The organism is Streptomyces sp. NPDC053474 (genome assembly GCF_044544845.1).
Classification (GTDB): domain Bacteria; phylum Actinomycetota; class Actinomycetes; order Streptomycetales; family Streptomycetaceae; genus Streptomyces.
On the sequence record NZ_JBITXV010000010.1, the window covers coordinates 278,340 to 292,289 of the forward strand.

The following is a 13,950-nucleotide window of genomic DNA, read 5'->3' on the forward strand; positions in this document are numbered from 1 at the left end:
CTTCCGGACCGCCCCTCACCAGGGCGGCGTCGAGACGAGGAGCCAGTGTGGAACCACAGGACCGTACCCGCCCGGTGATCGCGGCACCCGCGCACGTGTGGATGCTGGTGCGGCAGCACCCCACCGCGCTGCGCAGGTCCACGCGTGAGCTCGCCGACGCCCTCGCGGCCGCCCACGGCGACCGTTTCGCGGTCTGGCACACCGACGAGCTGCTCTTCGGCGTCCAGGGCGGCCGGATGGTGCTGCACACCCTCGGCGGCGCGGAGCTGCCCGCCCCCGAGGTGGTGTGCGTACGCCAGGTGGCGGGGCCCATGCGCGACGACCGCGAGGTGACCCTGCTCCGGCATCTGGAGCGCATGGGCAGCACTCTGGTCAACGGCGTCGACGCCCACCTCACCAGCCGCAACAAGCTCTGGCAGCTCCAGGAACTCGCCCTGGCGGGACTGCCGGTGCCCGACACCCTCTCCTACGCCACCGCGCCGCTCGAAGGCGTGGTCCGCAGCCCTCGCCTCGACGGGCCGTGCGTCGTGAAGTCCGTCAGCGGCTGCAAGGGCACGCAGGTGTTCCTCGCCCCCGACGCCCAGTTGCTGCGCGCCATGGCGGGCAGTCTCCAGCAGGAGGTGCCGTTCCTGTTCCAGGAGCACGTGGCCCACTCCCACGGCCGTACCCTGCGCGTCATCGTCGTCGACGGCGAGCCGGTGGACGCCGTCCTGCACACCTCCGGCGACGGCGGCCTCACCGCCAACATCGCCAAGGGCGGCTCCGCCGTGCTGTGCCGGGGACGCTACCCGCGCGCGGAGGAGCTGGCGGTGGACGCGGCCCGCGCCCTGGGCCTGGACATCGCCGGGGTGGACCTGCTGTTCGCCACGGAGGACACCTACACCGTCTGCGAGGTCAACTCCGTCCCCGGCTGGCGCCCGGCGATGGAGGCGGTCGTCCCCGCCATCACCGCCTGCGTCGGCCGTCGTCTGGCCGCCCGGGGCGAAGCCCGCGCGAAAAACCCGGTGGACGGGCCGAATCGGGCGGTGCGATAGTCCGGCCGTGACGACGACCACCACCTCCGCCGCCCCCGTTTCCCTGGCCGACGGCCTCGTGCTGCGCGAGGCCCGCCCTCAGGACCTCGACCGGATCGGCGCTCTGCTGACCGCGCGGGGTGAGCCCGCCGACGCCCTCGACCACCGCCTCGTGGCCGAGGACCCGGACGCCGGGTGGTCCGCCTGCGCCGTGGTCGTCGACGGTGACCGCGTCGTCTCCACCGCGACGCTCCTCGACGAGAACCTCCGTATCGGCAACGTCCAGCTGCCCGCGGGCCAGGTCGAACTGGTCGCCACGGACAAGGAGTACGAAGGCCGCGGACTGGTGCGGGCGCTCATGGGCTGGGCCCACGAACGCTCCGCCGCGCGGGGCCACGTGGTCCAGGCGATGATCGGGATCCCGTACTTCTACCGGCTGTTCGGGTACGAGTACGCCATCGACATGCCTCAGACGCTGGCCGTGCGGACACCGCCGCCCGGGGCGGGAGCGCCCGCGCTGCGCGCAGCCGGGCCCGCCGACATCCCCGCGATGGCGGCCCTCCAGGACGCGGCGCAGGAACGGTTCGACGTGGCGATGCCGCACTCGGCCGCCTGCTGGCGGTGGCTCCTTGAGCACGAGGCGAGCGCCCTGTGGGTCCTGGAGCGGGCCGGGGCCGTCGTCGCCACCGGGCGCACCACGCCCCCGGACGGCGGGGTGCTCCTCGCCGAGGCCGCCGCACGCGACGAGGAGGCGGCCCGGGAGCTGCTGCGCGGTGTCGCCGCCCTGGCCCCCGAGGGGCGGGTGCGCGTCGTCGACCGGCCGGGCACGGTGACGTCCGCCGCCTGGCGGGATTTCCTGGAGCACAAGCCGCGCGAGCAGGCCGAGCAGTACTACGTCCGCGTCCCGGACGTCGCGGCGCTCCTGGACCGGCTGCGGCCGCTGCTCTGGCAGCGCCTCACCGCGGCCGGTGCGGATCCCGGCGATCGCGACATCGTCGTGTCCACCTTCGGCGCCCACTACCGGATCCCGGTGCGGGCCGAGGGCCTCGGGGCCGTGGTCACCGGCGGGCCGATGCAGGGACCCAGGGCCGTGGGCGGCGCCGGGGTGGCGCCCGACCAGCTGCCCGCCCTGCTGTTCGGCCCGCACGGCTTGGCGGGCCTGACGCGTCTGCGGCCCGATGTCTACGCCGCGCGGGAGGAGCTGTTCCGGGCGCTCTTCCCGCCGCTGACCGCGGACGTGCTCAGCTTCTACCTGCCGTTCTGAGGCGCGTGGGCCCACCACAGGAAGATGTCGGCCTTGCCGTTCGTGTCGCCCGGGACGATGCCCGCGTCGGGGCTGTCGAAGACGAGACGGTCCTCACCGGCGATGGCTCCGGGAACGGCCCGTGCGGCGCCGTGGACGTCGGTCTCCCGGCCGCTCGGGACGTGGCGCAGGCGGAGCGCGGAGTACGCCACGGGGTCGTTGCTCTGGTAGAGCACCTGGTGGCCGTTCTGGCTGAGCGCGTCGATCCTCTTGCCGGGCAGCCGCGTGGTCGCGCCGTTGGGTACGTCGCGGACGTAGGCGCCGTCCGTCGTGTTGATGGCGACGGTACGGCCGTTTCCGCTGAGTTGGACGAGTTCGCTCGACCCGCTGTCGTCGACGCGGACCCGGGTGTGCTGGTCGCGGTCGTAGCGCCAGACCTCGCCGGTGCCCGCGTCGCGGTAGGCGACGTAGCGGCCGTCGGCGCTGATGGACGGCTCCTGCATGTCGCGGGTGGAGACCGGTGGGCCCTCGCTGACGGTCTCGTAGGTGTCCGTGACGCGGTCGTAGACGTCGACGCGGGAGGGGATCGAGGGGTGGTTGGGCAGCTGGGTGAAGGCGACGTAGCGGCCGTCGGCGCTCATGGTGGCGCTGTTGGACCCGGCCTTGGCCGGGCCGCTGCTGACGGTCCTCGTCTGCCCGGTCTCCAGGTCGGTCAGCTTGACCTTGACCGTCTGGCTGCCCCAGCCGAGGTAGGTGACGTACCGTCCGTCGTCGCTGACGGCGGGGTCCTGCAAGGAGTCCCTGATCCGGGTGACCGTGCCGGTCGTGTTGTCACGGACGTGCACCGCGCCGGGCGGGCGGGGCGTGGGCTCCGACGTGAGGTTGGTGGCGGCGCTGTGGAAGACGGTGAAGGCGCCGTTGCGCGACAGGGACGCGTGGGTCGAGTTGTTGTCGGCCTGGGTGCCGTCGCCGGCGACGGACACGCGCTCCACGCTCGGCGCGTGTGGCCGGGCGGACCCGGCCGCCTGGGCGGTCGCGGGCAGCGCGGTGAGGGTGACGGCTCCGACCGCGGTGACCGCGACGGCGGCCGTACGGATCCGTAACGCGCGTACGGCGGACAACTGCACGCCTCTAGCCAAGGACATGTTCCCCCCAGAGCGTGTTCCCCCCGGCCCGACGCCGAGGGCCTCCACGGATCCAAGCGCACCCTCCGGCACGGGTCAATCGGACGCCATGCGTACAACCTAGACGGGCTTTGGTAGGAGGCCTCCCGCCGTCTTCCACGCGGACCCGCGAGGGTTTCAGCCCCTGCCAGGTGTCCCGGGGCGGGGTGTCCGCCCCAGGTTCGTGCTCAGCATGCGGGCGGCGCGCCGGGCGGCTTCGACGGTGATGCCGAGGCAGCGCGTGTCCACGACGGCCACGCCCACGGCGGCGACGACCTCGCCCGAGGGGGCGTGCACCGGCACCGCCAGGCAGTTGCGCTCGCCGTCCCACTCGTACGCGTGCACGTCGGCGCCCTGCTCGCGGGCCCTGCGCACCCGACGCGTCCACTGGGCCCTGGAGTGCCCCTCGGGCGGCGGGGCGGCCGTCGGCCCCGCGGCGGCGAAGATCACGTCGGCGGCGCTGTCGGGCGGCAGCGTCTCGCCCGCCAGGTGGGGGAAGAACTCCCGGGCGGCCGCGGGGATCCCGGTCACCACCGTCATCTGCCCGGCGTGCGGAACGGTCACGCAGACCGTCGCCCGCGTCGCCGAGACCAGGTGCCGCAACGGCAGCGCCGCGTTCCTCTCCAGGGCCCGATGGGCGCTCCAGGACCGCCCCAGGCGGGCCACGGTCGCGCCGACGCGGTAGCCCCCGGCGTGCCGCTCCACCGCGCCCAGGGCGGTGAGCTGCTCGAGCAGCCGGTGCACGGTGCTCTTGGGCAGGCCGGTGGCGTGACTCAGGCCGGTGGGTCCGGCCTGGCCCGCCCGGGCAAGCTCTTCCAGAAGGAGGAACGCGCCCTCCAACACCCCTCGGCCGGGCGGTGTTCGCTCGTGATCCATGGTTCCCCCCTCGCGACCGCCGAGGCGCTCGGCGGCCTCTCGCTCCGCTCCGCCGGACACCTTAGGGCGGCCCGCACGGCCGCCGGTGAACGGCCGGGCCGGACCGATCCCGATCCGGCCACAGGGCCTATGCCCTACGGTCTTGCCATGGTGTCGAGTGAGGGGCTCGCTGCCGACCGCGGTGACCGGAGCCGCGGGGGCGGGGCCGGAGGCGGAGCGGTGGTCGAGGAAGACGACGTGGTCGCTGTGGTGATGGCGGCGTCGCGCCTGGTGATGGGCATGTCGGCGCGGGCGCTTGCCGAGGTGGACGAGACGCTCTCGCTGCCGCAGCTGCGCACGATGGTCGCCCTGGAGGGGTGCGGCCCGGTCAAACTCGCCGAACTGGCCGAGGTGTTGGGGGTGAACGCGTCGACGGCGCTGCGCGCGGTGGCGCGGCTCGAAGCGAGCGGTCTCGTGGACCGCCGGGCCAATCCCGACAGCAGGCGCGAGGTGATCCTCACGCTGACGCCGTCGGGCGCGACCCTGGTGGCGCGCGTCCTGCGGCACCGACGCCGGGAGGTGGCCAAGCTCGTCGAAGCGGTGCCGCCCGAGGCACGATCCGGCCTGGTGACGGGGCTGCGGGCCTTGCTGGAGGTGGCGGGAGACCGTTCCGTCCATGTCCCCGAGGTCGCCGAGGAGTTCCGGCGGGTGGCTCCTTGAGGGAGCCGGGCGCCCACGGCGTGGAAGGCCGGGCCCCGCGGCGTCAGGAGCGGGCGGGACGTCGCGCCGCCACCGCATGCCCCTGCACCGTCAGCCACACCACCGCCGCGACCCATGCGAGGAGGTGGACGGCCACGCTCGGTGCGTGGGGTGTCAGCGTGGCGGTGACGCGCGCGGTGGCGGTGGCGTACATGCCGACGGGGAAGACGACACACCACAGGGCGGGCTCGTACGCCAGCGGGACGCGGTGGTGGAAGTGCCGCCAGCAGCCCGTGGCGAGCAGGGGCGGTATCAATACGGTCGCCCAGCTCCAGAGGACGACGACGGCGAGGGCGAGCGTGCCGCGCACCGCGTGCGGCAAGAGGCCTTCGTGGTCGTGGAGTTGGGTGCCCGCGAGCGTGCTGATGGCCACGGCCCCCATCGCGACCCAGTACGCCGGAGTGCAGCGCGCGGGGCCCGGCGGATGGCGCAGCAGCCTGCGGCCGAGCACGGTGGCGGTGCCCGCGTACAGCAGGACCCCGCACCACCACAGGGCGAACGCGAGCGGTACGAGCACGGGGCGCGGCGGCAGGCTGGTGAGGCCGAGCACCAGCGACTGGAGGCCGACGGTGGCCAGGAACCAGGTGCCGTCGGCCTCCCGCGCGGCCGTGCGCGGCAGGCGCGGGAGACCGGCGGCGAGCACGGCCCAGGCCGCGCCCGCCACGGCGAGCAGGACGTACGCCGCCGGGCGTGCGGGGCCGTGGCTGAGGCGGGTGGCGAGGACGCCGGAGGCCGCGACGAAGGTGAAGTGCCCGAACACCCGGGTCGGGTCGGCCAGTTCGGCCTTGAGGGTCGCGGGGTGGAACAGGGCCTTGGCGCCGCTCGCCACCAGGAGGCCCGCGTAGAGCGCGCACGCGAAGGTGAAGAGCAGCGTGGAGGCGGTGCGGACCCCGGCTTCGTTCAGGGCCCGGGACACGATGCCGGTGGCCATGACGGGCGCGAAGCACGCCGGTGGCAGCGACCGGCACCGGTCACGGAGCCGGAGCCCGTCCCTCACCGGCGCGCGGCGGCGTCCCGCACCGGCGGGGAGACCGGGACGGGCCGGGTCACCGGCGCGGGGCGCGCGCCGCGGGAGCGGTAGACGATGTAGGGGCGGGCCAGATAGCCGACCGGGGCGGTGAAGGCGTGCACGAGGCGGCTGAACGGCCACAGCGCGAACAGCCCCATGGCGAGCAGCGTGTGCGCCTGGTAGACGAACGGGGCGTGGGACATGGTCGACACGTCGGGGTCCAGGGCGAACAGGGAGCGGACCCACACGGAGACGCCGAGCCGGTAGTCGTAGTGGTGGGGCGGGGCGGTGGAGGCGGTCGCGGCGAGCCCGGCCAGGATCACCGCGGCGAGCAGCGGGTAGACGGCGCGGTCGCTGCGGCTGGTGGCACCGCGGACGGCCGGTACGCGCAGGCGGCGGTAGAGCAGGACCGCGAGCCCGGCCAGGGTGGCGAGGCCCGCGATGCCGCCGACGAGCAGCGCGTTGGCGTGGTAGAGCCACTCGTGGACGTGGACGCGGTCGGTGAAGGCCTCGGGGATGAGCAGGCCGATGAGGTGTCCGGCGATGACGAAGAGCAGGCCGAAGTGGAAGAGGGGGCCGCCGACCCGCAGGAGCCGGTTCTCGTGCAGCTGGCTGGAGCGGGTGGTGAAGCCGAACCGGTCGTAGCGGTAGCGCCACACGGTGCCCGTGACCATGAAGGCCACGACGAGATAGGGCAGCACGCCCCAGAGGGCGGTGTGGAGGTGGTTCACGAGACGGTCTCCTCCTGGAACGGGTGCGGAACGGCTCGTTGGGGAAAGGGCAGGAGCCCGACCGTCTCGGCGGGCGGTCCCGCCTTGGCCAGGCGCAGTGCGGCGGCGCGGTCGGTGGGCGAGGCGCCGGGCAGGGTGCGGCAGACGCCTTCGAGGACGTCGGCGTAGGGGCTGCGGTGGTCGCGCAGGGCGAGCCGGAGGAGCTCGACGGCGGCGCGGTGCTCCCGCAACGCGGTGCGCCCCGGTGCGGGGCAGCGGGCGGCGAACTCAAGGGCCAGGGGCAGGAAGTCGGGCAGTTCGTCGGCGGGCGGCCGCCACCCGTGGGCGCGGTACAGGTCCTGCCAGCGCAGCAGGGACTGGCCGCGGCGGCGCGTGTCGCCGTCGGTGTAGTACGTCAGGTGCAGGGTGCGCCTGCGGCTGCGGTCGAAGGTCGCGACGTAGCGCGCGGACAGGTCGAGCACGGGGACGTCGGCGACGGCCGCGCAGAACCGGAGCAGCGGTTCCGCGCGGGGGCCGGGGGCGGCGGCGAGGGCGGTGGTGACCGCGTGCAGCCGGTGCGGCCAGTCCGCGTCGGGGTGGCGAAGGAGCAGGGACGCGGCCTGGTGGACGAGGGGTGCGTCGCTCATGCCTGGTGTCCCTCGGGCCCGGGGAAGAGGCCCGCGGGGCGGCCCTGCCCGTTCCAGTTGAGGAGGTTGACGCGGCCGCGCAGCGAGGTCCCGGCGTGTTCGGGCTCGGGCTCTTCGGTACCGGGCAGCGGGGTGTGGAAGGCGTCGGCGTCGAACATGCCGGGGCCGTGGTCGTGGTCGAGGCTGCAGCCGTCGGGCTCGTCGCCGGTGGCGGTGGTGTGGTAGCCGGTGGGGATGACGTAGCGCTCGTCGTACTTGGCGAGGGCGAGCAGCCGGTACATGGCCTCGACCTCCCCTGCGTCCATGCCGACGGCACGGGCGATGGCGGGGTCCTGCTCCTCGCCGAGGTTGACGCGCCGCATGTGGGAGCGCATCGCGGCGAGGCGGCACAGCGCGGCCTCGACGGGCGCGGGGTCGCCCGCGGTGAACAGACCGGCCAGGTAGGAGACGGGGATGCGCAGGGTGTCGATGGCGGCGAAGAGCTTGGCGGGGTCCTCGCCGTCGTGGCCCGTGGCGGTGAGGGACTCGACCACCGGGGAGAGCGGCGGCACGTACCAGACCATGGGCAGCGTGCGGTACTCGGGATGCAGGGGCAGGGCCACCTTGTACCGGCTGATCAGGTCGTACACCGGGGAGCGGCGAGCGGCCGTGATCCAGTCGTGCGGGATGCCGGAGGCCTCGGCCGCGGCCGCGACCCGGGGGTCGAAGGGGTCGAGGAAGCAGTCCAGTTGGGCCTGGTACAGGTCCTTCTCGTCGGGGGTGGCGGCGGCCTCCCCCGCCTTGTCGGCGTCGTAGAGGATCACGCCGAGGTAGCGCAGCCGGCCGACGCAGGTCTCGGAGCAGACGGTGGGCTGCCCGGCCTCGATGCGCGGGTAGCACAGGGTGCACTTCTCGGCCTTGCCGGTGGTGTGGTTGAAGTAGACCTTCTTGTACGGGCAGCCGGTGACGCACATGCGCCAGCCGCGGCAGCGGTCCTGGTCGACGAGGACGATGCCGTCCTCGATGCGCTTGTACAGCGCGCCGGAGGGGCACACGGCGACGCAGGACGGGTTGAGGCAGTGCTCGCAGATGCGGGGCAGATAGAACATGAACGCCTGCTCGTACTCCAGGCGCACCCGTTCGTTGAGGTCCCTCAGGACGGGGTCGCCCGCGAGGTGCTGGGGCCCGCCGCCGAGGTCGTCGTCCCAGTTGGGGCCCCAGGTGACGGACGTCGGGCGGCCGTCGATCTGGGAGCGCGGCGCGGCCGTGGGGACGTCGTCGCCCAGGGGCGCGCTGATCAGGTTGTCGTAGTCGTACGTCCACGGCTCGTAGTAGTCGTCGAGGGAGGGCAGTTCGGGGTTGGCGAAGAGCCGTGCGAGGCGGCGGGCGCGGCCGCCGCTGCGCGGCACGAGACGGCCGTGCTTGAGCCGCCAGCCGCCCTTCCACGTGTCCTGGTCCTCGTAGCCGCGGGGGTAGCCCTGGCCGGGGCGGGTCTCGACGTTGTTGAACCAGGCGTACTCGGTGCCCGAGCGGTTGGTCCACGTCTGTTTGCAGGTGACCGAGCAGGTGTGGCAGCCGATGCACTTGTCGAGGTTCATCACCATCGCCACCTGTGCCATGCAGCGTCCAATGGTGACGTCGTCACGGGGCATCAGTACTGCACCTCCTGGGAGCGGCGGCGGATGACGGTGACCGCGTCGCGCTGGTTGCCGGTCGGGCCGTAGTAGTTGGGGGCGAAGGACAGCTGGGCGTGTCCGCCGATGAGGTGGGTCGGTTTGACCAGGAGCCGGGTGAGGGCGTTGTGGACGCCGCCGCGCCGCCCGGTGCGCTCCGACTTGGGGACGTTCACCAGGCGTTCCTGCACGTGGTACATGAACACCGTGCCGGGCGGCATCCGGTGCGAGACGACGGCGCGGGCGACGACCACGCCGTTGGCGTTGACCGCTTCGATCCAGTCGTTGTCCGCCACGCCGATCGCCTCGGCGTCGGTGACGCTGATCCAGATGACGGGCCCGCCGCGGGCGAGGGTCTGCATCAGGAGGTTCTCCTGGTACTCGGAGTGGATGGACCACTTCGAGTGCGGTGTCAGATAGCGCACGGTCACCGAGGTGCCCTCGCCGTCGGGGGCGGGCGACGCGCCGAGGAGGGCCAGGTCCAGGGGCGGCCGGTAGACGGGCAGCTGTTCGCCGAACTCGGTGATCCAGGGGTGGTCGAGGTAGAAGTGCTGCCGGCCGGTGAAGGTGTGCCAGGGCTTGCGGTGTTCGGTGTTGATCGTGAAGGGCGCGTAGCGCCGGTCGGAGGCCTCCTTGCCGGACCATTCGAAGCTGGCGCTGACCTGCACGGGGCGGGCCTGGGTGTCGGAGAAGACGACGCGTCGTTCGGCGACCGACGCGGCGAGTTCCTCCAGGCCGCTGTCACCGCCGCAGCGTTCGGCCAGCTGGCGCAGCCCTTCGGCGGCGACGCGACCGTTGGTGGTGCCGGAGAGGGCGAGGATCGCCTCGCACAGCTTGACGTCCGTGTCCAGCAGGGGCCTGCCCCGGGCCGCTCCCTCGGTGGCGGTGCCGCAGCGGGCCGTCAGCCAGCGGCTCTCGGGGGTGGTGCGGACGGTGACGCCCTTGACCTGGAGGCCCAGTTCGTCGGGCAGCGGGCCGAGCGCGGCGAGCTTGTCCGCGATGGCCCGGTAGTCGCGCTCGACGAGCGTGTACTGCGGCCCGGTGGGGCCCGGTGGCGGCGCCTCGCCGGGGGTGTCGTGCTGGAGGGCGGTGGCCACCAGGTCGTGGGCGACGTCCAGGCGGCCGTGGGCGAGGCGGGACACCTCGGCGGCGAGCCCGTGGAAGATCTCGAAGTCGGTGCGGGCCTGCCAGGGCGGGTTGATCGCCGGGGAGAAGGCGTGCACGTAGGGGTGCATGTCCGTGCTGGACAGGTCGTGCTTCTCGTACCAGGTGGCGGCGGGCAGCACGAGGTCGGCGAAGAGCGTGGTGGAGGTCATCCGGAAGTCGAGGGCGAGCAGCAGGTCGAGCTTGCCGCGCGGGGCCTGTGCGTGCCAGGTGACGCCCTGGGGCCGGTCGTCGGGCGGGACCTCGTCGGCGCTCGCGTTGTCGGTGGTGCCGAGCAGGTGCCGCTGGAAGAACTCGTTGCCCTTGGCCGATGAGCCGATCAGGTTGGCCCGCCACACCGTCAGGACGCGGGGCCAGTTGGCGGGGTCGTCGGGGTCCTGGAAGGCGTGGGTGAGGCGGCCCGCCGCCTGCTCGGCGGCCACCCAGGGGCCGGGCTCCGCTCCCGCCTCGTGGATCCGCCGTCCCAGGGTCAGCGGGTTGGCCGAGAAGGTGGGGTAGGCGGGCATCCACCCCTGCCGGGTGGAGCGGGCGAGCAGGTCCGCGGTGTGCAGTCCGCTGAGCGCCCCGGTTCCGGTCGGCGACGCGAGGGCGTCCGCGGTGGTCCTGTCGTAGCGCCACTGGTCGGTGTGCAGGTACCAGTAGGGCGTGCCCGCCATCTGGCGCGAGGGGCGGGCCCAGTCGGAGCCGGTGGCCAGCTGCTGCCAGCCGGCGTAGGGGCGGACCTTCTCCTGCCCCACGTAGTGCGCCCAGCCGCCGCCGTTGACGCCCTGGCAGCCGGTGAGCAGCAGCAGCGACAGGAACGAGCGGTAGATCGTGTCGGAGTGGAACCAGTGGTTGGTCCCGGCCCCCATCACGATCATGCAGCGGCCCCGGGTCTGCTCCGCGGTGCGGGCGAACTCCCGGGCGGCGCGCACCACGGCCCCCGCGGACACCGAGGTGACGGCTTCCTGCCAGGCGGGGGTGCAGGGGGTCGAGGCGTCCTCGTACGGGACGGGCGGCTCTCCGTCGAGGGCCTCGCGCGCCACGCCGTACTGGGCCAGTATCAGGTCGAACACCGTGGTCACCAGGCGGCCGCCGACGCGGGTGGTCGGCACGGTGCGGCGGACCGTCGCGCCCGCCTCGTCGAAGCGGGGAAGGACCACCGTCGCGGTTCCGGCGCCCGGGTGTCCAAGGAGGCTCAGCACGGGGTCGAGGTCACCCAGGTCGAGGTTCCAGCGGCCCTCGCCGCCCTTGGCCCAGCGGTCGCCGAGCGTGCCGTTCGGCACCACGGCCGTGCCCGAGGCCGCGTCGAGGAACACCGGCATCCAGCGCCGCGCGTCCGCGTGCGCCTCTTGTGCCAGATCCGCGTCGACGGCGGTGACGAAGGCCCCCGGGGCGTGCGCGCCCTGCTCCCGCTCGTCCAGGGCGACCAGGAACGGCAGGTCGGTGAACCGTTTGACGTAGTCGGTGAAGTACGGCACCTGGCGGTCGACGAAGCACTCGCGCAGGATCACGTGGCCCATCGCCATGGCGAGCGCGCCGTCGGTCCCGGGGTGCGGGTGCAGCCATTCGTCGGCGAACTTCGTGGCGTCGGCGTAGTCCGGCGACACGACGACGACCTTCTGGCCCCGGTAGCGGGCCTCGGCCATCCAGTGGGCGTCCGGGGTGCGGGTCACCGGCACGTTCGAACCCCACAGCATCAGGTACGCGGCGTCCCACCAGTCCCCGGACTCAGGCACGTCGGTCTGGTCGCCGAAGACCTGGGGCGAGGCCACGGGCAGGTCGGCGTACCAGTCGTAGAAGGACAGCATGGGCGCGCCGATCAGGGCGTGGAAGCGGGCGCCGACGGCGTGCGAGGCCATCGACATCGCCGGGATCGGTGAGAAGCCCGCGATCCGGTCGGGGCCGTAGGCGTCGAGGGTGTGCACGTACGCGGCCGCCGCGATCTCCAGGGCCTCCTGCCAGCTGACGCGCACCAGGCCGCCGTGGCCGCGCGCCGCCTGGTAGCGGCGCCGCCGCTCCGGGTCCCCGGTGATCTCCGCCCAGGCCGCGACGGGGTCGCCGAGCCTCCGCTTGGCGGACCGGAACATCTCCACCAGAACGCCGCGGGCCAGCGGATGCTTCACGCGCGTGGGCGAGTAGGTGTACCAGGAGAAGGAGGCGCCGCGCGGGCAGCCCCGCGGCTCGTACTCGGGCCGGTCGGGCCCGGTGGAGGGGTAGTCCGTGGCCTGCGTCTCCCAGGTGATCAGGCCGTCCTTGACGTACACCTGCCACGAACACGAGCCGGTGCAGTTCACGCCGTGGGTGGAGCGCACCACCTTGTCGTGGGCCCACCGCTCCCGATAGGGCTGGTCGTTGACCGTCTGACCTGGGCGGAAGACCGCTCGTCCCTCCGGTGTCGTGGGTGCCTGCTGAAGTAATCGGCCGATTTCGAGCAGTCGCTCGGCGGCGTCCGCGGCGGCGCGCTCCGCCTTCGCCCTGCTGCGTCCCATGCCCATGCCGCGGGCCCTCCTCGGGCATCGCGGTGCCGCCGTGCGGTGGTGGTCACGTCGGCACACACCTCATCGATCGAGGGCCAGAGTGCTCCTGGGCGGGCTCTGGTGTGGACCATTTTTCGGCCAGTTGGTTGTGCTTAGAACTTATTTTTCTTGCTCTTTGCAATGGTTCACCACGCGATCGCTCACGCGTTCCCCGCGCGTCCGAACAGGCCAGGTGGAGGCACCCTCCGGGGCGCGTGCCCGGCCCTGATCGTTTCCGCCCGTGAGCTGCCGTAAGGTACTGACGCCCCACCGCAAGAAGCACGAACACGGAGCAAGTACGCGTGTCACCCTCCCTCCAGCCGGTCCTCGACCGCATCGCTGACGAGATCCAGCGCCTGCCGGGCCGCGGCCGCCCGGCCGACTACATCCCGGCGCTCGCCTCGGCGGACCCCCGGCGGTTCGGGATGGCGGTCGCCGAGCTCGACGGCACGGTCTACGGCGTCGGGGACTGGCAGCAGCCCTTCTCCACCCAGTCCATCACCAAGGTCTTCACACTCGCCCTCGATCTGAGCCTGGAGGGCGAGCTGCTGTGGGAGCACGTGGGCCGGGAGCCCTCGGGCAACCCGTTCAACTCGCTGGTGCAGCTGGAGTACGAGCACGGCATCCCGCGCAACCCCTTCATCAACGCCGGCGCCCTCGTCGTCACCGACCGCCTCCAGAGCCTGACCGGCGACGCCGCCGGGGTGCTGCGCGACTTCCTGCGGGCGGAGTCCGGGAACGACCGCCTCACCTTCGACGAGCACGTCGCCGCCAGCGAGACCGAGCACGGCGACCGCAACGCCGCCCTCGCTCACTTCATGGCGTCCTACGGCAACATCGCCAACGCCGTCCCCGAGCTCCTCGCCCAGTACTTCCGCCAGTGCTCCATCGAGGCGTCCTGCGCCGACCTCGCCCTGGCCGCCGGGTTCCTCGCCCGCCACGGCATACGGTCCGACGGCTCCACACTGCTCACCCGCAGCCAGGCCAAGCAGGTCAACGCGGTCATGCTGACCTGCGGCACGTACGACGCCGCCGGTGACTTCGCCCACCGCGTGGGCCTGCCCGGCAAGAGCGGCGTGGGCGGCGGCATCATCGCCGTCGTGCCCGGGCGCTGCACCCTGTGCGTGTGGAGCCCCGGCCTGGACCAGCGCGGCAACTCCGTGGCGGGTGTCGCCGCGCTCGACCGCTTCACGACGCTCACCGGGCTCTCCGTCTTCTGAGCCCGCCGGGGGCGCCG

At 73.3% G+C, this 13,950-nt stretch carries 11 protein-coding genes; 4 read left to right on the plus strand and 7 right to left on the minus strand.

Annotated features, from left to right (window positions below; genetic code table 11):
- Nucleotides 1–47: 47 nt before the first annotated feature.
- Nucleotides 48–1,034: a RimK family alpha-L-glutamate ligase gene (locus ACIG3E_RS24945; RefSeq protein WP_399620389.1), complete on the plus strand. Its 987-nt coding sequence runs from the start codon at nucleotides 48–50 to the stop codon at nucleotides 1,032–1,034.
- Nucleotides 1,035–1,041: 7 nt separating this feature from the next.
- Complete coding sequence (locus ACIG3E_RS24950) at nucleotides 1,042–2,277, plus strand: GNAT family N-acetyltransferase (protein ID WP_399620391.1); 1,236 nt, start codon at nucleotides 1,042–1,044, stop codon at nucleotides 2,275–2,277.
- On the opposite strand, the gene ACIG3E_RS24955 is transcribed toward ACIG3E_RS24950, so the two are convergent.
- Both ACIG3E_RS24955 and ACIG3E_RS24960 read right to left on the minus strand, forming a co-directional pair.
- Nucleotides 2,262–3,383 carry a protein TolB gene (locus tag ACIG3E_RS24955; protein WP_399620394.1) on the minus strand — a complete coding sequence of 374 codons (1,122 nt, stop codon included), beginning with the start codon at nucleotides 3,381–3,383 and terminating at the stop codon, nucleotides 2,262–2,264. The two genes, ACIG3E_RS24950 and ACIG3E_RS24955, sit on opposite strands and share 16 nt — an antisense overlap.
- Nucleotides 3,384–3,557: 174 nt before the next feature.
- A complete protein-coding gene (locus ACIG3E_RS24960; protein WP_399620395.1) occupies nucleotides 3,558–4,295 on the minus strand; it encodes a helix-turn-helix domain-containing protein in 738 nt (245 codons plus the stop codon).
- 219 nt (nucleotides 4,296–4,514) lie between these two features.
- Between ACIG3E_RS24960 and ACIG3E_RS24965 the strand changes: the two genes are divergently transcribed.
- Nucleotides 4,515–4,994: a MarR family winged helix-turn-helix transcriptional regulator gene (locus ACIG3E_RS24965; protein ID WP_399620397.1), complete on the plus strand. Its 480-nt coding sequence runs from the start codon at nucleotides 4,515–4,517 to the stop codon at nucleotides 4,992–4,994.
- Between the two features lie 43 nt (nucleotides 4,995–5,037).
- Here the strand turns inward: ACIG3E_RS24965 and ACIG3E_RS24970 are convergent, their stop codons facing one another.
- The 5 genes from ACIG3E_RS24970 to ACIG3E_RS24990 are packed head-to-tail and all read right to left on the minus strand — an operon-like array spanning nucleotide 5,038 to nucleotide 12,686.
- Nucleotides 5,038–6,030 carry a tellurite resistance/C4-dicarboxylate transporter family protein gene (locus tag ACIG3E_RS24970; protein ID WP_399620399.1) on the minus strand — a complete coding sequence of 331 codons (993 nt, stop codon included), beginning with the start codon at nucleotides 6,028–6,030 and terminating at the stop codon, nucleotides 5,038–5,040.
- Nucleotides 6,027–6,773 carry a respiratory nitrate reductase subunit gamma gene (gene narI / locus ACIG3E_RS24975; RefSeq protein WP_399620401.1) on the minus strand — a complete coding sequence of 249 codons (747 nt, stop codon included), beginning with the start codon at nucleotides 6,771–6,773 and terminating at the stop codon, nucleotides 6,027–6,029. The genes ACIG3E_RS24970 and narI overlap by 4 nt, the downstream gene beginning before the upstream one ends.
- Entirely contained in the window at nucleotides 6,770–7,399 is a 630-nt protein-coding gene (gene narJ, locus ACIG3E_RS24980; protein ID WP_399620404.1) for a nitrate reductase molybdenum cofactor assembly chaperone, read from the minus strand. Before narJ ends, narI begins: the two co-directional genes overlap by 4 nt.
- Nucleotides 7,396–9,030 carry a nitrate reductase subunit beta gene (gene narH, locus ACIG3E_RS24985; protein ID WP_399620407.1) on the minus strand — a complete coding sequence of 545 codons (1,635 nt, stop codon included), beginning with the start codon at nucleotides 9,028–9,030 and terminating at the stop codon, nucleotides 7,396–7,398. Before narH ends, narJ begins: the two co-directional genes overlap by 4 nt.
- Nucleotides 9,030–12,686 carry a nitrate reductase subunit alpha gene (locus tag ACIG3E_RS24990; protein ID WP_399620654.1) on the minus strand — a complete coding sequence of 1,219 codons (3,657 nt, stop codon included), beginning with the start codon at nucleotides 12,684–12,686 and terminating at the stop codon, nucleotides 9,030–9,032. The genes narH and ACIG3E_RS24990 overlap by 1 nt, the downstream gene beginning before the upstream one ends.
- A gap of 329 nt (nucleotides 12,687–13,015) precedes the next feature.
- Between ACIG3E_RS24990 and ACIG3E_RS24995 the strand changes: the two genes are divergently transcribed.
- Entirely contained in the window at nucleotides 13,016–13,933 is a 918-nt protein-coding gene (locus ACIG3E_RS24995; protein WP_399620410.1) for a glutaminase, read from the plus strand.
- Nucleotides 13,934–13,950 lie beyond the last annotated feature (17 nt).

What these genes read in the sequence shown, in the direction of transcription:
- ACIG3E_RS24960 (WP_399620395.1), bottom strand. Translation starts at nt 4,295, where the DNA reads ATGGATCACGAGCGAACACCGCCCGGCCGAGGGGTGTTGGAGGGCGCG.
- narJ (WP_399620404.1), bottom strand. Translation starts at nt 7,399, where the DNA reads ATGAGCGACGCACCCCTCGTCCACCAGGCCGCGTCCCTGCTCCTTCGC.
- narH (WP_399620407.1), bottom strand. Translation starts at nt 9,030, where the DNA reads ATGCCCCGTGACGACGTCACCATTGGACGCTGCATGGCACAGGTGGCG.
- ACIG3E_RS24990 (WP_399620654.1), bottom strand. Translation starts at nt 12,686, where the DNA reads ATGGGACGCAGCAGGGCGAAGGCGGAGCGCGCCGCCGCGGACGCCGCC.